The organism is Streptomyces sp. NBC_00075 (assembly GCF_045041225.1).
In the GTDB taxonomy this organism is placed as follows: Bacteria; Actinomycetota; Actinomycetes; order Streptomycetales; family Streptomycetaceae; genus Streptomyces; species Streptomyces adonidis.
This window is the reverse complement of sequence record NZ_CP108243.1, coordinates 679989-698654: the sequence shown is the minus strand read 5'-3', so window position 1 is coordinate 698654 and position 18666 is coordinate 679989. Positions and strand designations below refer to the sequence as shown.

Genomic DNA, 18666 nt, shown 5'->3' with positions numbered 1-18666 from the left:
CGGACAGTCCCTACGCCTTGTAGGCGATCCCCCCGTACACGTCCGTCGGCTCCGGCGAGGTGCCGGGCTCCGGGCGCCACAGCGGGCAGGAGACGATGCCCGGCTCCAGCAGCTCCAGACCCTCGTAGAGCGCGGTGAGCTTGTCGGGGCTGCGCAGTACGTACGGGACCGCGCCCGTGTCGTCGTACCCCTGCTGGGCGCGCTTGAGTTCCTCGTCGGTGTCCGTGCTGTCGTAGTGCACGAAATAGCTGCCCGGGGGCAGGGCGGCCTGGAGGCGGTGCGTGATCGACTTGGCCTCCTCCCAGTCCTGGATGTGGCCGAGGATGCCCATCAGCATCAGCGCCACCGGCTTGTCGAAGTCCAGGAACCTGCTCGCCGCCTCGATGATCTTCTCGGGCTCGCGCAGATCCGAGTCCACGTAGTCCGTGGTGCCTTCGGGGGTGCTGGTGAGTAGCGCCTGGGCGTGCCGCAGGACGAGCGGGTCGTTGTCGACGTAGACGATGCGCGACTCGGGGGCCACCTTCTGGGCCACCTGGTGCGTGTTGTCGTACGTCGGCAGGCCGGTGCCGATGTCGAGGAACTGGCGGATGCCGCACTCGCGGGCCACGAAGGTGACCGCGCGGATCAGGTACACGCGTGAGGCCCGGGCCATCGTCTCGATGTTGGGGGCGATCTCGCGGTACTCGTCGCCCGCCTGGCGGTCGACCTCGTAGTTGTCCTTGCCACCCATCCAGTAGTTCCAGATACGGGCGGAGTGCGGCACCGTGGTGTCGATCTTGGACAGTGCTTCCTGGTCGGGGGTGGGCCGGCCGTCTGTCATCGGGTTCTCCTGAACTCGCCTCGCGCGGACTTCGCTAACCTACCGTCAACTGCCGTGCCGATTGCCGGAGTTGGGACTGGCGGGACGCGGGTGCACGGATGCGGCGACCCGGTTCGGCGGGCAACTCGGCGGCGTCGATCGTCACGACGGGAACGTGCTGGGCGAGCGTGCCGAACACCCGGGCGTACGCGAGGGTCGCGGCCACGGTCTCCGAATCGTCGTCGCCGTGCTCGCCGCCGACGAGATGGACCATGGCGCCGTCGCGTTCCGCGACCGCTTCGGCGTGGTCGAGTGCCTGGATCCAGGTCACCCGGGAACGTCCGCGACGCAGCGGCCCGTACACGAGTTCCCTGATGATGCCGCCCTCGATGACGAGCCGGCCGGGTGCCGACAGCAGTTCGCGGTACGGCAGCGTCGGGTCGAGGTGGTGCAGACCGCCCGGCGGCCGCCGTAACAGGAAGCCGGCGCGGGCCAGTTCGGCGAACACGGGGGTCCGGCGGATGCCCTCGTGGCCCTCGACGACCAGGGTGCGGTACCGGGCGACGGCTTCCGCGGTGGTCTGCGGAAGGTTCATCGCGGGGTCGTCCCGGCCCGTCGGGGAGCGGCCCGGCAGGGGAGGCCGGCACGTCCGGGCGGCATGACTGGACCCGGGACGCGAGGCGGCGTACGCATGCCGCTCCCTTCGGTCTTCGCAGTGATGCGTGAGGTTGTGCGTCAACTCCCTCAGTGTGTACGGGACCTCGGCACGGCGGGAGTGCTCGTGCGGGTTGTCCGGTTGTGCGGGTGTGGTGGTGCGCCGTGCGCCGACGGAGTGCGCCGGTGCGTCAGGTCAGGCGATCAGGAAGTCGGCCTGGCCGGACTTGGCGCCCTCCAGGAACGACACCATCTCGTCCCGGGAGTAGACCAGCGCGGGCCCGTCCGGGTCCTTGGACTGCCGGAACGCGACACTGCCGTCGGGCAGTCGCTTGGCCTCGACGCAGCTGCCGCCGTTGGTGCCGCTCCAGGGCTTGTGCCAGCCCTCGGAGCCGAGTTCGGACGCGGGCATCCCGCTGTGGATGGGGCCGTTGGTTGCCATGGTTCACAACTCCTTACGCAGTGCTGCCAGGGTCTCCCTGGTCCGAGCGACCGGCTCCGCCTGAACGGACATCCGGTCCAGTACCTCCAGGTACATCACGACGTCGGCGGGCTGGTCGAAGTACTGCGCGCCGGCGAGGCTCTCCGTGTAGACGACGTCGGGCAGTTCGGAGAAGCCGAAGCGGAAGTAGTGGAAGGGACCGAAGGCCCCCGGGTGCGGGCCCACGGCGAAGCGCATGATCTGGATACGGACCTTCGGGTACGCCAACACCTCGATGAGGTGGTCGATCTGAGCCCGCATCACCTCGGCCCCGCCCACGGGCCGGCGCAGCACGGTCTCGTCCAGTACGGCCCAGACGGCGGGCGCCTCGGGCTTGTCGAGCAGATCCTGGCGCCTCAGCCGCAGGTCGACCCGGCGCCGGATGTCCTCGGGACTCCCGTTGGGAAAGCCGATGCGCAGCAGCGCGGCGGCATAGTCGTGGGTCTGCAACAGGCCGGGGACGTAGTGGGGTTCGTAGAGCCGGATGACGGTGGCTTCGCTCTCCAGGCTCACATAGGCGCTGAACCAGTCCGGCAGCACATCGCGGTACGTGTACCACCAGCCGGGCTTGTTGGCCTCCCTGGCCAGCTTGAGGAAGTCGTCGACCTCCTCGGCCAGGACCCCGTAAGTGCGCAGCAGCTCCTTCACGTAGGGGATGCGGAGGCCGACCTCGGCCTTCTCCATCCGGCGGACCGTCAACGGCGTGACCTCGATCGCCCGTGCGGCGTCCTCGAACGACACCCCCGCCTGCTCCCGCAGATGCCTCAGCCGCTTTCCGAGGACCATCCGAAGGACCGTGGGGGCACTGCCGCCTGAGCGGTTCTCGCTCACGTGGGACCTCCGGGGACCGCCGTCACAGCGGGCAGTGTGCCACGTCTTCGGTTGACACCGACAGGCCTTTGCGCTTCATTCTGAAATTATCAGAACGAAGGTTGCGAGCTGTGCCTGTCGGTCACCATAGTGATCGAGTGACCTGCCGCACATGGCGCGGCGGAGTCACCGAACCTCGTACGCCCGCCGGGAACTTGACGACCCGGCAGCTCCGGACGGGGGACGAAGCCCCACACCGACGTGCTGCGAGACTGCGAGACCCTGGATGGCCGCCGTGACGAACGGACAACCGAGAAGCCCGGGCAAGGGCGCGGGCGGAGCCAACAAGACACTGGCGACCGCGCTCAAGGACGCCGGCTGCTCGTACGCCTCACTCGCGCACCGTGTCAACGAACTGGGCCGTCGGCAGGGCGTGGAGACCAACTACGACAAGGCGTCGGTCACCCGCTGGCTCCAGGGCCAGCAGCCCCGGGGCGGCACACCCGAGTTGATCGCCGCGGTGCTGAGCGAGCGACTGGCCCGCCCGCTCTCCCCGGCGGACCTCGGCTTCGTGCCCGACCAGCAACGCCCCGTCGTGGGCAGGGCACTCGTGTACGGCGAGGACGTGGCGGAAACCCTGCACACCCTGGCGGAACTCGGCTCCACCGACATCTCCCGGCGCACCCTCCTAGGCACGGTCCCCTTCGTGGCCGGAGCCCTGACGAACCCTCAACGGGAGTGGCTGCTCTGGCTGCTGGAGAACGAGGGGACGGCTGACGGGGACGCCGTGCGCCTCGCGTCGGTGGCCGTCGCGCCTCTGGGTGCCGCCGGTCCCGTGGAACAGGTCCACGCGATGATCGGCATGTTCGACGAGATGGACAACCACTACGGGGGCGGCGGGGTCCGCACCAGCATCGTGCACTACCTGTCCACCGAGATCATCCCCATGCTCCAGCAGCGCGGTCTCGCCCCGGGCCGGCTGCGCGAGCTGTTCGCCGCCGCGGCCCGCCTCGCGGCGATGGCGGGCTGGAGTTCGTACGACGCGGGGGAGTACGGGCTCGCGCAGCGCTACATGACCCAGGGGCTGCGGCTCTGCGCCGAGGGGCGCGACCGGGTGCTCGGCGGGCAGATCCTGGCCGGCCTGTCCCACCTGGCGACCAGCCTCGGCCGCCCCGACGAGGGCGTGTGCCTGGCCCGGGCGGGCCTCGCCACGGCAAAGGGCGCGGGCAGCCCGCTCGGCCTGATGCGCCTGTATGCCATGTCCGCCCGGGGACACGCGGCGCTCGGCCGCGCCCGCGAGACCTCCGACGCCCTGCACGCGGCCGAACAGCAACTGGCCGCGAGCCGGGGCAGCGCCGAGGAGTCACCCTGGGTGCGCTTCCTGGACCACCACTACCTGGAGGCGGAGTCGGCGGTGTGCTTCCGGGACCTGGGCTGGGCGGCCCAGGCGGAGAACACCGCGAAACAGTCCGTACGCGCCCACGCCGACCGCCGCCGCCGCCAGGCCATCAGCCGCTCGGTACTGGCCACGGCCCACCTCCAACAACACCGCCTGGACCAGGCGTTGAGCACGGCCACGGAAGCACTGGACGCCCTGAGCGGTGTCCACAGCGAACGCTCGATCCAGGCCCTACGCGACTTCCGGGGCCGCCTGGCCCCACACCGCGGAGAGCCGATGGTGCAGGAGTTCGACCGCAGATCACGCCCGGTACTGGGGGCGGCGGCATAACGGAGCCCTTGCGATGGCCAAGGGGACTGGGGCCATCGGTCATCGGCACCGGGTGCCTGCCGACTCCGGATGCGGACGCGCCCCTGAGGGGCGCGGGGAACTGCGCGACCAGCCCCCACCGGCCCCAAGCCGAACGAACCACCTCAATGGAGCCGCGAGGAACCGCGCGACACTCAAAAGACCGGCGTCCAAATGAACCGCCGCACCTTCCCAAGCTCTTCGAGCCAGGCCCCATTGCGCCCGCTACCTCAATACCCTTCCGGCGTAGGCGAGTTCTGCCCCCGGTCCACGGGCAGATTCGCCCCCGAGACACCGCTCGACGCGTCGGACAACAGAAACGCGACCACCTCCGCGACCTCCTCCGGCGTGACCGGCTCGCCGCCGGGCAGCTCGGTGGCCGTGAACGCCGCGTACGCCTCAGGTTCCTCAACCCGCATCCGGTCCCAGCGGCGACCGGGAATCAGCATCGAACCCGGGGAGACCGCGTTCACGCGGATGCGGTCGGGGCCGAGTTCGCGCGCCAGCGAGGTCGCCAGGTGGATCTGGGCGGCCTTGGCCACGCCGTACTGGGCGTACGGTCCCGGTTTCCAGCCGGAGATCGACGCGATCACGACGACCGAGCCGCCGCCTGCCGCCCGCAGCCCCGGCAGCGCGGCCCGGACGAGCCGCGCCGTGTGACCGGCGTTCAGCTCCCAGGTCGCCGTCCAGTCCTGCGCGACCGATCGTTCGAGTCGCCCGCCCCGGGAGCCCCCGACACACGCGACGACGCCGTCCAACGCTCCGCCGAAACGTTTCGTCGCAGTACTGGCGAAGTCCTCCAGCCGATCGGGCTCCACCACGTCCAGCACCTCGGTGAGCAGCCGGCCGCGTGACTCCTCGTCCAGGGAGGACCTGAGTGACGCCAGCCCGGACTCCCCCCGCGCACACGTCGCCACCCGTGCGCCCTCCGCGAGCAGCAGCCGCACGATCCGCTCGCCGAGCCCCCGGGTGCCCCCGGTGACCAGCACCCTCTTGCCCCGTACCCCGGCCGGGCCGCCGGAGCGGTACCGCGAGCCGGTGGCCCGGCCTTCGTTCACGTACTCCATGAACGGGAACCTACCGCCCCCGCCACTACGCATATGCAACCGGACAACCCCCGCACTCCCTGTCCCGGTGGGCCCCCGGTGCTGTTGTCTTCGACAACAGCCACCGGCGCTCCGGCGCACCGGAAGGAGTCCTGATGACGGCACCCGCGGCATCCCCGCCTGGCTTACCCGGCCGTCGCCGCACCTCCGTGTGCCGGGCCGGGTGGCGGACGGTGGACGACACCGGACCGGACCGCATGGACGACGCAGGCGCAGATGTGTACGTGTACGTGAACTACATGGTGAGGCTTCCTTGATTTCCCTCAGCAGGCCCCGCCTGTTCCAGGTCGCGGTGCCCGCACACCCCTCGTGCGCGGCCTGGGTACGGCGCACGGTGGCCGCGCACCTCACCCTCTGGCAGCTCTCGCACCTGCTCGACGACGCCGTCCTCGCGACGGACGAGCTGTTCGCGAACGCCGTACGGCACGGGGGCGCCGGCCCGGCCGACGCCATCGCCCTCGTACTCGAACACACCGAGCACGAACTGCGCGTCACCCTCTCGGACCCCTCGCCCCGGCTGCCCCGGCCACGTACCCCCGACACCGCGGCGGAGTCGGGCCGGGGGCTGTCCATCGTCGCCGCGCTCGCGGACGACTGGGGCACGGCACCGCCGGATCCGGGCATGCCGGGCAAGAAGGTGTGGTTCTCGCTGGTCACAGGAGAGAAGACGTGAAGGTTGTCGGGGGCAGGAGAACGGCATGAGGAGCGCACCGCCGATGGAGACCGAGAACGCACAAGGCCCGGCGGCCGAACCGCCACCGGGAGCCCGGTCCGCGCTGGCCGCCGAACTGGTGCGCAGGGCCGAGGAGGACCAGCAGCTGACCCGCCGGGCCCGCGAGGACCCCACCGCCCTCAACCGCCATTTCGTCACCCGGTGCCGCGCCGCCAACGCCGACGCCCTCAGGGCGGCCGTGGCCCGGCGCGGCTGGCCGGAGGCCGGTCAGGTCGGTGAGCCCGCCTCCACGGCGGCCCTGATGATCCTGCTGCACACCGCCGACCTCGGCTTCCAGCTCACCTGCCGCGATCTGATCGCCGAGGCCGTGGCGGACGGCGGCTGCCCCGCCGTGCACCACGCCTACATCGCCGACCACTGCGCGGTCGAGCTGGGCCTGCCGCAGTTCTACGGCACCCGCATCGACGCCGGCACCCTCTGCCCGTACCCCATCCGCCACCCGGAGACGGTCGAGGAGCGCCGCCAGGACGTGGGCCTGGCCCCGCTGGCGGAGCACCTGCCCGCACTACGGCATGTCGTGAGCGGAATACCGGACAGCGGATGTCCGGAATTGGCGACACCCTGGACGTGACGCCGGTCCACGGGCCGCGTCGGTCGGGTCGTCGATCGCGCACGGAGGAGCCATGGACATGCGGCAGGACAGGAACCGGAGCCTGACGGGCAAGGTCGCGCTGGTCGCGGGCGCGACCCGAGGCGCCGGACGCGGTATCGCCGTGGAACTCGGGGCCGCCGGGGCGACCGTCTACGTGACCGGACGCAGCACCCGGCAGCAGCGCTCCGAGTACGACCGCCCGGAGACCATCGAGGACACCGCCGACCTGGTCACCGCGGCGGGCGGCCACGGCATCGCCGTACCCACCGACCATCTCGACCCGGCCCAGGTCAAGGCCCTGGTGGACCGGATCGCCGAGGAGCGGAACCGGCTCGACGTCCTCGTCAACGACGTCTGGGGCGGTGAGAACCTCTTCGAGTGGGAGAGCCCGGTCTGGGAGCACGACCTGGACAACGGGCTGCGGCTGCTGCGCCTCGCCGTCGAGACCCACGCCATCACCAGCCACCACGCCCTGCCCCTGCTGCTGCGCAACCCCGGCGGCCTGGTCGTCGAGATGACCGACGGCACCACCGAATACAACCGGGACAACTACCGGCTCTCCTTCTTCTACGACCTCGCCAAGTCGTCCGTGCTGCGCATGGGCTTCGCCCTCGGCCATGAACTCGGCCCGCGCGGCGCCACCGCCGTCGCACTGACACCCGGCTGGCTGCGCTCCGAGATGATGCTCGAACACTTCGGCGTCGGCGAGGAGAACTGGCGGGACGCCCTGGAACGCATCCCGCACTTCGCCATCTCGGAGACCCCGCGCTTCGTCGGCCGCGCCGTGACGGCCCTGGCGGCCGACCCCGAAGTGGCCCGCTGGAACGGTCAGTCCCTCTCCAGTGGCGGGCTCGCCCAGGTCTACGGCTTCACCGACCTCGACGGCAGCCGCCCGGACGCCTGGCGCTACCTGGTCGAGGTCCAGGACGCGGGGAAACCGGCGGACGCGAGCGGATACCGGTAGGGGTACTTCAGCCGCCTCCTGCCGGGTCCGTCGGCAGGACCGGCCAGCGCGCCGAGTGGCCCGGTGGCAGGGCCAGATCGTTCCGTACGGCCGAGTAGTAGCCCTCCCGTCCGGCCCGCTGACGCTCCAACAGCGCCTGCCACGCCTGCGGATCCTCGGTCCGCTCCCGCAGGAACCTCTCCATCTCCAGCAGTACGGCCACCCACTCCCGCGCCTTCGCCACCACCTCCGGGTCGCCCAGCAGAAGCAGCGCCTCCCCGGACGGGTCCCTGGCGAGGGTGGCCTCGGCGAGGAGCGGGGCCGCCTCCTCGGGGGTGAGGGGGTGCGGATGCGGGTCGTTGCCGAGACCCGCCGCGACCCGGTACGTCAGGGTGACCGACTTCTTGAGCGCCCGCGCGTAGTCCGTGTACACCGAGAGCAACCGCTCCTCCCAACGCGCCTCCCTTTCACGGCGGGAGCGGACCCGTTCCCCTCGTGCGACGGCCCAGTAGGACCCGAGCGCGCCGATGACGACCCCTATGAGAGCGGGGAGTTGCTGAATGAACGCGGACATGTTCGCACGTTATCCGCCCAGTTGATCTCCGGGACAGTACCGTCTGTCCATGACATCGACGCGGCGCTTCGAGGGATACGGGGTTCTGGTCACAGGCGCGGCCCGGGGTATCGGCGCGGCCACCGCGCGCAGGCTGGCCGAGGAGGGCGCGCGGGTCCTGGTGACCGACGTCGACCTCGACGCGGCCGAGCACACGGCGGTGGCGCTGCGCGAACGCGGCCTGGCGGCCGAGGCGTTCGTGTGCGACGTGGCCGACCGTGCCTCGGTCGAGGCCGCCGTCGCCCAGGCCGTCGCCTCCTTCGGCTCGCTCGACGTCCTGGTCAACAACGCCTACGGCTGTACGCCCGACGTCCCGCTGTTCGAGGACCAGCTCGACGAGACCTGGGACCGCGATCTCGACCTCACCCTGACCGGCGCGCACCGCTGCTGCCGGGCCGCGCTTCCGCACCTGGTCGCCTCCGGCCGGGGCGCCGTCGTGAGCATCGGCTCCGTGAACGGAGTGCAGTCCTTCGGCAACCACGCCTACAGCGCGGCCAAGGCGGGCCTCGCCTCCCTCACCCGCACCCTCGCCGGGCACGCCGCCGCCCGCGGGGTCCGCGTCAACCTGGTCGAGCCGGGCACCGTACGGACCACGGCCTGGGCGGGCCGTGAGGGGGAGTTGGAGGCGCTGCGCGAGCTGTACCCCCTGGGGCGGATCGGCGAACCGGAGGACATCGCCGCGGCCGTCGCCTTCCTCGCCTCCGGCGACGCGGCCTGGATCACCGGCACCACCCTGCGCGTCGACGGCGGCCTCACGGCGATCAACACCGGGTTCCGCAATGTCACCGTTTCGTCCCGGCCCGGGCCGCCCTACAACCGATCACCCGAAACACCGGTCTAGCTGGCAGGGATCGCACATTGACCGCACATCGCAACCCGCACTCGGTGCATATCGCCACATACACGCAGGAGAGAGGTTCCATCATGGGGGACGTACGCAGACGAGGAGCCGTCGCGCTCGGGATCACGGCGTTGGTGGCGCCGCTCACGCTGGTGCTCGGCACCGCCCCGGCGCAGGCCGCGAGCTGTACGACACAGACCGGCCCGTACCAGAAGAAGGTCGAGAAGTTCCTCGGGCGGCCCGTCGACGGCGTGCAGTCGGTCGGTGACTGCAAGGCCATCCGCGCCTTCCAGAACAAGCACGGCATCACCCCCAACCAGGGCTACGCGGGTCCCGTCACCTGGGGCGTGATGGACCTGATGCTGAAGCAGCGGGCCGTCGGCAACAAGCCCAACAAGGAAGGCAAGTGCCCCACGAACAAGGGCCGGATCGCCTGCGTCAACCTCACGCTCCAGCTCAGCTGGATCCAGGACGGCAGCCGTCTCGTCTACGGCCCGGTGCCGGTCCGCACCGGCCGCAACAACTACGAGACCCGCACCGGCCTGAAGAAGATCTACTGGCGGGACATCGACCACGTCTCGTCCATCTACAACGTGCCCATGCCCTACAGCCAGTTCTTCGACGGCGGCCAGGCTTTCCACTCGGTCGGCCTCAGCATGTGGAACCCGCCGGGCTCGCACGGCTGCGTCAACATGACGAAGACGACCGCCAAGAAGTACTGGTCGCTCCTGAAGAACGGCGACGACGTCTTCGTGTACGGGCGCAAGCCGGGCACCTGACAGCACCCGGCCGCCCCCGCTCCCGCCGCCGAGGAGCGGGGCTCACGCCTCGGGCGCGTCCCCGAAGTCCGGGATCGCCAGCCGCTCCCCGCCCTGCCGTGCCGAGTCGTGCGCCACGATGCCCGGCAGGGTGTAGCGGGCAGCCACCCACGCGTTCACCGTCGGCAGGGTGCGGGTGTTGACCGCCGTCACGAAGTCGTCCACCAGGAAGTGGTGGCTGCCCTCGTGGCCGTTGTGCAGGTTGTCGAACTCCCTCGGCAGGCGCGAACGGTCGTGCACCGGGGCCGAGCCCGAGGTGAACGCGGCCCGCAGGTCCGGGGCGATGTGCTGGAGTGACGGATCGTCAGCAGCCATGGTGGGCTTGGGTTCCAGCAGCTCGCTGATGTCCGTGACCCCCTTCTTGTCCTGCCAGAAGGCGACCGTGGCCAACTGCTCCATGCTCGCGTCCGTGCCGAAGAACCGGAACCGCGACTCCCGGATCTGCGAGGGGTAGCCGACCCGGCGGAACTCGTTCGTCCGGAACGAACCGCCGCCCGCGACCTCGAACAGCGCGCTCGCGTTGGAGAAGTCGTTGCCGAACTGGCTGACCTCCTTGTCGAACACCCCGTCGCCGCGCTCGTCCCGCACCCCGATCGCCGACACGCTCACCGCGTGTGTCTGCCAGGCGCCGAGCACCCCGCCCACCGAGTGCGTCGGGTAGAGGAGCGGGGGATAGCTGGCGGTCGCCTTCCAGTTCTCGCCGCCGCTGTACTGGTAGGCCTCGTAGAACCCGAGGTCCATGTCGTGGACGTAGTCGCCCTCGGCGTAGAAGAGCCGGCCGAAGGCGCCCTCCGCTATCCGGTTGCGGGCGTGGACGGTCGCCGGGTTGTACTGGCTCGTCTCACCCATCATGTAGGTGAGCCCGGTGGCCCGTACGGCGTCGATGATCGCGCCGATCTCCGCCGCGCTGATCGCCATCGGCACCGCCGAGTACACGTGCTTGCCCGCGCCGAGCCCCTGGAGGACCAGCGGGCCGTGCGTCCAGCGCTGGGTGAAGATCGCCACGGCGTCGACCGCCGGCGACTCCAGCATCGCCTCGTACGAGGGGAAGATGCCCGACAGGCCTTCGGCTGCGGCGAGTTGCTCCGCCCGCTCCGGCAGGAGGTCGGTCACGTACACCTCGCCGACGCCCGGATGGGCGAGGAACAGCTTGGCGAACTGGCCGGAGAACTGCCCGGCGCCCACGATGCCGAGGGAGAACGTCATGAAGTGTGAGCCTTTCACTGTCCGAGGATGAGATTGATCTGGTCGTTGGTCCCGTCGAGGCCGCTCACCGGGGCGTTGTTGGCGAAGACGTCCTGCATCGCGGGGCGCATCAGGGAGTACACGTCCGCCGCGTAGTCGGTGATCGGGAAGGAGAAGGTGGCGGAGTTCTTCTTGTCGGTGACCGGTTCGGTGAACGCGGACACGTCGATGCCCTTCTTCTTGTACGCCGCCACAGCCGCCTGGGTGCCGCCAAGGGTGGCGGGGAAGACGATCCCGTAGCCGCCGACGGTCTGCTGGCACTCGTCGGAGGCCAGGTACCGCACCCATTTCTTCGCGCCCTCCTTGTTGCGGGCGTTCTTGGTGACCGAGTCGGCGAGGCCGTTCATCATGGTGGCCCGCTTCCCGGTCGGGCCGGTCGGCGTGGGTGCGGTGCCGACGTCGAGGCCCTTGGTGCCGTAGTACGTGGAGATCATCCAGGCACCGTCGAAGGAGGCCGCGGCCTTGCCGGAGGCGAGCTGGGCGTTGGCCGGGTTGGCGCCGTCGGTGTAGTCGGTGAAGGGCGCGAGGTAGCCCTTCTTCGCCAGGCCGAAGTACCAGTCGATCACCGACTGGAAGGTCTCGCTGTCGTACTGGTACTTGGTGCCCCAGCGTGCCTTGTCCGTGTACTTCCAGCCCGCCGAGGCGGTGAACGGGCTCCAGGTGGTCTGGCCGTCGCCGTCGCCGGCGCCGCCCGTGGCCAGCCCGTAGACCTTGACGTTGTTCTTGTCGAAGCCCTTCTCGTCCCCGCGCTTGCCGTTCTTGTCGACCGTCAGGTGCGCGATGGCCCTCTCGAAGGTGCCGCCGTCCTGCGGGTTCCAGGAGAGGGTGTTCAACTGGTCGCCGGTGAGCCCGGCCGCCTCGGTCATCTTCTGGTTGTAGAAGAGGGCGACGGTGTCCCAGTCCTTGGGCGTCCCGTAGCGGTGGCCGTCCTGGCCCTTCCAGTTGGCGGCAAGACCCGCCTGGTAGGCGGAGTCGTCGATGTCCAGGTCGTCGAGCGGTTCGAGCACGTTCAGATCGGCGAACTGCCCGAACTTCTGGATGTGGTCGGTGAAGACGTCCGGCTCGGTGCCCGCGATGAAACTCGCGGTGAGTTTGGTCCAGTAGTCGGCCCAGCCCATCTGGGTGATCTTCACCGTCAGGCCCGGATTCTCCTTCTCGAACCCCTTCGCGCAAGCCTCGTACGCGGGTTGCTGGCTGGCGTCCCACAGCCAGTACGTCACCGTGTTCCCGCCCGACCCGGCCGCGCCGCCCTGAGCGCAGCCGGTCACCAGGGACAGCGCCAGCGCCCCGGTCAGCGCGCCGACCGTTCGCATGTGAATTCGCATCCCTGTCCCCTTACTTGACGCCGGTGAAGCTGATGGAGCTGACGATGCGCCGTGCGAAGAAGCCGAAGAGCACGAGCATCGGGAGGGCGGCGATGAGGGTGGCCGCCATCAGGCCGGACCAGTCGTAGCCGGTCTGGGGTGTCTGCGCGCGGAACATGGCCAGTGCCACGGTGAGCAGGCGCGAGCTGTCGCTGTAGGACACCATCAGCGGCCAGAAGTAGTCGTTCCAGGAAGTGATGTACGTCAGTACGCCCAGCGTGATGACGGGTGTCGACGCCATGGGCAGCATCACCCGGAAGAAGATCCGGATCTTCCCGGCGCCGTCGAGCAGCGCCGCCTCCTCGACCTCCCGGGGCACGTTCATGAAGAACTGGCGCAGGAAGAACACCGCGAACGGCGTCATGAACATCGTCGGCAGGGCGATGCCCAACAGGTTGTCCACCAGGCCGAGTTGCTTGATGAGGACGAAGTTCGGCAGCAGGGTGAAGATCGCCGGGACCATCAGGCCCGCCAGGAAGAGCCCGAAGACCGTGTCCCGGCCCCGCCAGCGCAGCCGGGCGAAGGCGTACGCGGCCATCGCCGAGAAGAAGAGCTGGCAGCCGCTGATCAGGGTCGACACGATCACCGAGTTGAGGAGATAGCGCCAGAAGTCCAGACCGCCGCCCGCGCCGCCCTGTGCGATGGCCTCCTTGGTCGACTGGAGCCCGAGCGCCCGCTCGAACCCGCCGGTGGTGAGACCCACCGGCAGCGGGTCGGAGGGGTTCGCCGCGAGGCCGGTGTTGGTGGACAGGGCGGTACGCAGGATCCAGTAGAACGGCAGCAGGGTGACCAGCATGATCGCGGCCAGTACCGCCCAGGCGGCGATCCGCCCGAGAGAGGGCCTGGGCCGCAGCGGTCGTACGACAGCCCTGGTCGGTGTGGGCGTCGGGGCCGGAGCCGGTGAGGTCAGTGTTGTCATTGTGTGCTCCTTCCGGTCAGCCGAGGTCGGTCTGGCCGGCCCGGGTGAGCCGGTACTGGAGGAAGGTGATCGCGCTCAGCACGACCAGCAGGGCCACCGACATCGCGGAGGCGTAGCCGAACTGGAAGCGGCCGAAGGCGGAGCCGTAGATGTAGAACTGGAGGACGTTGGTGGCGTTCGCCGGACCGCCCGCCGTCGTCACCGCGACCGTGTCGAACACCTGGAACGAACCGATCACCGTCATGATCAGGACCACCGCGAGGATGGGCCGCAGCAGGGGCATCGTGATGCGCCAGAACATCCGCCACTCGCTCGCCCCGTCCACCTTGGCCGCCTCGTACATGTCGTTCGGGATGGCCTGGAGCCCGGCGAAGAGCAGCAGCGCGGTGTAGCCGACGTGCCGCCAGACGTTGATCAGCGCGATCGTCGGGATCGCCCAGGTCTCGTCCGCGAGGAACGGGATCCGGTCGAAGCCGAGGCCCGCGATGATCTCGTTGCCGATGCCGAGCTGGGTGTCCAGGATCCAGAGCCAGACGATGCCCGCGACGACGTTCGACATCAGATACGGGGTGAGCACGATCCCGCGCAGCACCGCCGACTGGGTCAGCCGCTGGAGCAGTACGGCGATGGCGAGCGCCGACACCGTCTGCACACCTATGTTGATGACGACGTACTCGACGGTCACCGTCAACGAGTCCCAGAAGATGGGGTCGTTGACCATTCGGACATAATTGTCGAGCCCCACCCACTCGGCCGGGGTCAACAGGTTGAAGCGCGTGAAGCTCAGGTAGACGCCCCGCAGCGTCGGCCAGAGCAGGAACACCAGGAAGCCCAGCATCGCCGGGGCGACGAACAGCGCCGCGAGCGCGCCGTCGCCGCGTGGTCGACGCAGGGGTGGGCTGGTGGAGGCGACGGTCATGGAGCGACTCCCTCGTCTGCTCGTCGGCGGCTCGTCCTCAGGGCACTTACTTTCGAGGCGAAAGAATCCATCCGTCAAGGTGCGGGGAGATATCTTTTTCGGGACAGTGTTCGCGACGTATCGAGACGTATGATCGCTCCGTTAGTTTCAGAGCAAAAGAAAAGGTGAGGGGTCTGATCGTCATGACCGCACTGGCAGACGGCTGGCCGCCGCTGAGCACCGGGGAGCGCTCGGTGGCGATCGAGGTGCTCGTCCACGGCCCGCTCTCCCGCGCCGAACTGGCCCGGCGGCTGGACCTCTCGGCCGGCAGCCTCACCCGGCTGACCAAGCCACTGCTCGAATCGGGCCTGCTGGTCGAGGTGCCCGACGCCGGTTCCCCGGCCGAGGTGCGTCAGGGGCGCCCTTCGCAGCCCCTCGACGTCGTCGCCGAGTCCCGTGCCTTCCTCGGCTTCAAGATCACCTCGGACATGGTCTACGGCGTCGTCACCACCCTCCGCAGCGAGGTCGTCGCCCGCCTCGACCGGCCCCTCACCACCCATGACCCGGACCGAGTGGCCGACGTGGTCGCCGAGTTGACGGCCGAACTGACCGCCGCCCACCCCGCCGTGGCCGGTATCGGGATCGGTGTCGGCGGACGCGTCGAGAACCGCACGGTGGTCGCCGACTCCGTCTTCCTCGACTGGTACGACGTCCCGCTCGCCGCCCTCGTCGAGGAGCGGACCGGGCTGCGGGTGGTCGTCGAGAACGACGTGAACGCCCTCGTCGAGGCAGAGAGCTGGTTCGGTGCGGGCCGGGGCCTGGACCGCTTCGCCGTCCTCACCATAGGGGCGGGCCTCGGCTACGGCCTGGTCAGCGGCGGCCGGCGGATCCCGTCCTCCGAGGACGGCATGGGCATCGGACGCCGCTGGATCGTCAACCCGAACGGCCCGCTCACCCCCGACGGCGAGCGCGGCAGCGCCATCTCCCTGCTCACCATCCCCAGCATCCGCTACCAGATCCACGCCGCCACCGGCCACGACCTGACCTACGACGAGATCCTCGCCCGCGCTGTCGCGGGCGACCCCATGGCCGCCCGCGTCATCGACGAGGCGGCGCGCGCCCTCGGCACGCTCGTCGCCCAGATCGCCAACTTCGCGATGCCCGAGAAGATCCTGCTGGCCGGCGAGGGCGTCGGGCTCGTGGCGGCGGCCGGGGGAGCGGTCGAGGAGAGCATCCTCGCCAACCGCCATCCGCTCGCGGACCCGGTCAACCTGGAGACCAAGGTCTCCGACTTCCACGACTGGGCGCGCGGGGCCGCCGTACTCGCCATCCAGGTACTGGTGCTCGGAGCGGCCGACGGACGTGATCAGCAACACGGTCCGTGATGCCGGAAAGATCGGTTTTATCCCATTCGGCTTTCACTTACGTCGGCATATGCTTCACAGCATGTCCACCACTCTTCAATCCGCCCCTGATCGATCGGCAGCCGACGTCAACGAAGAGATCCGGGCCCTCTGGCTCCGGTCGGGCGGGATCCTCAGCACCGAGCAGCGGCTGACCTATCAGCAGCTCGTAGCCGAATGGGCCGCGGTCTCCCCGCACCCCGGGCACGACGCGTAACTTTTCGTTCGACATCTCAACAGCAGGGCCGGGGCCGCGAAGCCCCGGCCTTCAGTGTGTCCGCCCCTTTGGGGGCGAAGGCCCACCCAAAGGGGCGCGGGGAACTGCGCGACCAGCCCCCACCGCCCGGTGGCAAACGAACTACCTACCTACCCGAGCCCTCAACTCCAGGTAGCCGAGTAGGACCGCCGATAATCCCGCCGATCCTGCTCCACCCGGAACCACCGCGTAGCGACCAACGCGATCAGACTGCCCCCCACGATCAACAGCCCAGGCCCCACGTTCTTGGGATCCGACAGCCGCTCCAACAGCGCCTCCCCGGCAGACCCACCAGTAACCGGCGCCACAGAACCCGGCTGCGCATCGCCGGGGGCAATCGCACTCTGCGTAGCCGTAGCCGACGGAGCCGGCGCAGCAGCCTGCCCCGTCTGCCCGATCAACCGAACGTTGAGCGCGCTCAACGCCTTCGTCACCGGCTGGAAGAACGTCGTACCGCCAGCCGTGCAGTCCCCGTTGCCGCCCGACGTGATCCCGAGCGCGATGCCCTCGGAGAACAACGGGCCCCCGCTGTCACCGGATTCGGCGCACACGGTGGTCTCGATCAGACCCGACACCGTGCCCTCCGGGTAGTTGACCGTCGCGTTGAGCCCGGTCACCTCACCGTTGCGCAACCCCGTTGTACTGCCGCTGCGGAACACCTTCTGGCCGACGGTCGGATCGGCCGCGCCCGTGATGCGTACGCCCCGGCCGTCACCGATGGCGACCACATCGGCGCCGTCACCGGCCGAGCCGCCGTCGTACTGGACGAGCGAGTAGTCGTTGATCGGGAAGCTGCTGCTGATCGTCTTGCCGATCTCCTGCGCGCCCCCGGAGTCCGCGAACCAGACCGAGCCGTTGGGCCCGCAATGTCCGGCCGTGAGGATGAAGTCGGCCGTCCCGTTGGTCACGTTGAAGCCCGCCGAGCAGCGTCCGCCGGTCGACAGGATCGGCTGGGCAGCGTTGATGCGGGTGGTGAAGGTGCCCCGGGTGCGCTCCATGCGTACCGAGCCGCCGATCTCCTCGGCGACCGCGGACAGCTTGGCCCAGTCGGCCTTCGACACCGTGGTGTCGGCCTGGACCACCACCTCGTTCTTGGTGTAGTCGACCGACCACGCCGTGCCCGCCACGCGCGGAGCCGAACGCAGCGTCTCCGTCGCGGACTTGAGGGTGTCCATGCTGTAGTCGACGACCTTGGGCCGGGCGCCCGCCTTCTTGACCTCCGCCGCCGCCTCCTCGTCGGTCACGGCGACGACCGGTTTCCCGTCGTCCGCGATCCAGCTGCCCGCCGTACGGTCGCTGCCGAGTTCGCTGACGAGGCCGGTACCGGTGCTGCCGGCCGCCTGGGCGGTGCTGAGGGGCAGGTTGGTGGCTTGTGGTGGTTCGGTCGCCACGGCCTGGGTGACCATCAGTCCGCCGAGGATGACCCCGCCGACGGCCGCCAGCCGTGTCGCTCGCCGGACGATCCGTCGTCGTGCGTGCCTCATCAATGGCTCCCGAACCCCGAACTCGCGGTGTGGACACCGCGGGGCCCTCCGGTCGTTGAGTGGCCCTCACTTCCATACGTGGCAGCGGGTGTTCGTGTTCACCGCACCCAAGATCCCGTCAGGGTTTGCGGGCCACTCCGCAGTACATGGCGACCTCGGCCGGTTCGTCGTCCCCGGTGGGCGACACCTCGGGGCGCCAGCGCGAGCAGGACACGACCCCGGGTTCCAGGAGTTCGAGGCCGTCGAAGAACCGTGCCACCGCCTCGGGGGTGCGCTGGACGAGCCGGGGCGTGCCGTGCGCGTTCCAGTAGCGGACCGCCGCGTCCACCTCGGCCAGCGCCGGGCCGGTGATCGTGTGCGACAGCGCGAGATGGCTGCCCGGGGGAAGCGCGTCCAGCAGCCGTCGTACGACGCCGTACGGGTCCTCGTCGTCGCCGAGGAAGATCACCACGCCGAGCAGCATCAGGGCGACGGGCCGGGTGAAGTCCAGGGTGCGCGCGGCCTGTTCGAGGATCGCGTCGACGTTGCGCAGGTCCTCGTCGAGATGGTCGGTGCGCCCCTCGGGTGTGCTGGTGAGAAGGGCGCGGGCGTGGACCATGACGAGCGGATCGTTGTCCACGTACACGACCCGGGCGTCCGGCGCGATCCGCTGGGCGACCTCGTGGGTGTTGTCGGCGGTCGGCAATCCGGTCCCGATGTCGAGGAACTGCCGGATCCCGCACGCGGTGACCAGATGGCGTACGGCCCGCCCCAGGAAGAGCCGGTCCGCGCGGGCGTACTCGCCGATGCCCGGGTGCAGTTCACGTATGCGGTCACCGGCCGCGCGGTCGACCTCGTAGTGGTCCCGGCCGCCGAGCCAGTAGTTCCAGATCCGGGCGGTGTGCGGCTGTCGTGAGTTGATCCGCGCGTGCAGCGACGCGGCCGGCGAGTTCTCGGGCACGGAAGCAGCTCCTGGGGCAC

Annotated in this window: 20 protein-coding genes; 8 read left to right on the top strand and 12 right to left on the bottom strand. The window is 69.8% G+C overall.

Going from position 1 to position 18666, the window contains the following annotated elements:
* Positions 1 to 10: 10 nt before the first annotated feature.
* From OG787_RS03160 to OG787_RS03145, 4 genes are all read right to left on the bottom strand, one after another.
* Positions 11 to 820 carry an SAM-dependent methyltransferase gene (locus OG787_RS03160; RefSeq protein ID WP_369031084.1) on the bottom strand — a complete coding sequence of 270 codons (810 nt, stop codon included), beginning with the start codon at positions 818 to 820 and terminating at the stop codon, positions 11 to 13.
* Between the two features lie 34 nt (positions 821 to 854).
* Complete coding sequence (locus OG787_RS03155; protein WP_405534221.1) at positions 855 to 1394, bottom strand: hypothetical protein; 540 nt, start codon at positions 1392 to 1394, stop codon at positions 855 to 857.
* A gap of 255 nt (positions 1395 to 1649) precedes the next feature.
* The gene (locus tag OG787_RS03150) at positions 1650 to 1895 is read right to left on the bottom strand and encodes a DUF397 domain-containing protein (protein WP_389356625.1); all 246 of its coding nucleotides are present in this window, start codon (positions 1893 to 1895) and stop codon (positions 1650 to 1652) included.
* Between the two features lie 3 nt (positions 1896 to 1898).
* Positions 1899 to 2720: a helix-turn-helix domain-containing protein gene (locus OG787_RS03145; RefSeq protein ID WP_369031087.1), complete on the bottom strand. Its 822-nt coding sequence runs from the start codon at positions 2718 to 2720 to the stop codon at positions 1899 to 1901.
* Between the two features lie 310 nt (positions 2721 to 3030).
* On the opposite strand from OG787_RS03145, the gene OG787_RS03140 reads away from it, so the two are divergent.
* Complete coding sequence (locus OG787_RS03140; protein WP_369031088.1) at positions 3031 to 4473, top strand: hypothetical protein; 1443 nt, start codon at positions 3031 to 3033, stop codon at positions 4471 to 4473.
* A 248-nt stretch (positions 4474 to 4721) separates the two neighbouring features.
* Here the strand turns inward: OG787_RS03140 and OG787_RS03135 are convergent, their stop codons facing one another.
* Positions 4722 to 5558 (bottom strand): SDR family NAD(P)-dependent oxidoreductase, encoded by an 837-nt coding sequence (locus OG787_RS03135; RefSeq protein WP_369031089.1) that lies wholly within the window; start codon positions 5556 to 5558, stop codon positions 4722 to 4724.
* A gap of 292 nt (positions 5559 to 5850) precedes the next feature.
* Here OG787_RS03135 and OG787_RS03130 point away from each other — a divergent pair, with 292 nt between their 5' ends.
* Genes OG787_RS03130 through OG787_RS03120 form a run of 3 tightly spaced genes read left to right on the top strand, consistent with a single transcriptional unit; the run spans position 5851 to position 7886 of the window.
* A complete protein-coding gene (locus tag OG787_RS03130) occupies positions 5851 to 6270 on the top strand; it encodes an ATP-binding protein (RefSeq protein ID WP_369031090.1) in 420 nt (139 codons plus the stop codon).
* Positions 6271 to 6295: 25 nt separating this feature from the next.
* Positions 6296 to 6901 carry a DUF6624 domain-containing protein gene (locus OG787_RS03125; RefSeq protein ID WP_405534220.1) on the top strand — a complete coding sequence of 202 codons (606 nt, stop codon included), beginning with the start codon at positions 6296 to 6298 and terminating at the stop codon, positions 6899 to 6901.
* Positions 6902 to 6959: 58 nt separating this feature from the next.
* Positions 6960 to 7886, top strand: a complete 927-nt coding sequence (locus OG787_RS03120; protein ID WP_369031091.1) for an SDR family oxidoreductase — start codon at positions 6960 to 6962, stop codon at positions 7884 to 7886.
* Between the two features lie 7 nt (positions 7887 to 7893).
* Here the strand turns inward: OG787_RS03120 and OG787_RS03115 are convergent, their stop codons facing one another.
* Positions 7894 to 8439, bottom strand: a complete 546-nt coding sequence (locus tag OG787_RS03115) for a hypothetical protein (protein WP_369031092.1) — start codon at positions 8437 to 8439, stop codon at positions 7894 to 7896.
* Between the two features lie 49 nt (positions 8440 to 8488).
* Between OG787_RS03115 and OG787_RS03110 the strand changes: the two genes are divergently transcribed.
* Together OG787_RS03110 and OG787_RS03105 are read left to right on the top strand one after the other, a co-directional pair.
* On the top strand, positions 8489 to 9319 hold the full coding sequence (locus OG787_RS03110; RefSeq protein ID WP_369031093.1) for an SDR family NAD(P)-dependent oxidoreductase: 831 nt from the start codon (positions 8489 to 8491) through the stop codon (positions 9317 to 9319).
* Between the two features lie 83 nt (positions 9320 to 9402).
* Complete coding sequence (locus tag OG787_RS03105) at positions 9403 to 10098, top strand: L,D-transpeptidase family protein (RefSeq protein ID WP_369031094.1); 696 nt, start codon at positions 9403 to 9405, stop codon at positions 10096 to 10098.
* Between the two features lie 42 nt (positions 10099 to 10140).
* Here OG787_RS03105 and OG787_RS03100 read toward each other — a convergent pair whose 3' ends face one another.
* From OG787_RS03100 to OG787_RS03085, 4 genes are read right to left on the bottom strand one after another with little or no spacing between them, the layout of a single operon-like run.
* Entirely contained in the window at positions 10141 to 11343 is a 1203-nt protein-coding gene (locus tag OG787_RS03100; RefSeq protein ID WP_405534219.1) for a Gfo/Idh/MocA family protein, read from the bottom strand.
* Between the two features lie 14 nt (positions 11344 to 11357).
* Positions 11358 to 12695, bottom strand: coding sequence for a sugar ABC transporter substrate-binding protein (locus tag OG787_RS03095; protein ID WP_369031096.1), 1338 nt, complete (start codon positions 12693 to 12695; stop codon positions 11358 to 11360).
* Positions 12696 to 12717: 22 nt separating this feature from the next.
* A complete protein-coding gene (locus OG787_RS03090) occupies positions 12718 to 13665 on the bottom strand; it encodes a carbohydrate ABC transporter permease (RefSeq protein WP_405534218.1) in 948 nt (315 codons plus the stop codon).
* Between the two features lie 16 nt (positions 13666 to 13681).
* Complete coding sequence (locus OG787_RS03085; RefSeq protein WP_405534217.1) at positions 13682 to 14584, bottom strand: carbohydrate ABC transporter permease; 903 nt, start codon at positions 14582 to 14584, stop codon at positions 13682 to 13684.
* A 182-nt stretch (positions 14585 to 14766) separates the two neighbouring features.
* Here OG787_RS03085 and OG787_RS03080 point away from each other — a divergent pair, with 182 nt between their 5' ends.
* On the top strand, positions 14767 to 15948 hold the full coding sequence (locus tag OG787_RS03080) for an ROK family protein (RefSeq protein WP_405534216.1): 1182 nt from the start codon (positions 14767 to 14769) through the stop codon (positions 15946 to 15948).
* A gap of 49 nt (positions 15949 to 15997) precedes the next feature.
* A complete protein-coding gene (locus OG787_RS03075; protein WP_235472719.1) occupies positions 15998 to 16183 on the top strand; it encodes a hypothetical protein in 186 nt (61 codons plus the stop codon).
* A gap of 161 nt (positions 16184 to 16344) precedes the next feature.
* Here the strand turns inward: OG787_RS03075 and OG787_RS03070 are convergent, their stop codons facing one another.
* Positions 16345 to 17706, bottom strand: a complete 1362-nt coding sequence (locus OG787_RS03070; RefSeq protein WP_369031100.1) for a S1 family peptidase — start codon at positions 17704 to 17706, stop codon at positions 16345 to 16347.
* Between the two features lie 118 nt (positions 17707 to 17824).
* Complete coding sequence (locus OG787_RS03065) at positions 17825 to 18646, bottom strand: SAM-dependent methyltransferase (protein ID WP_369031101.1); 822 nt, start codon at positions 18644 to 18646, stop codon at positions 17825 to 17827.
* Between the last annotated feature and the right edge of the window lie 20 nt (positions 18647 to 18666).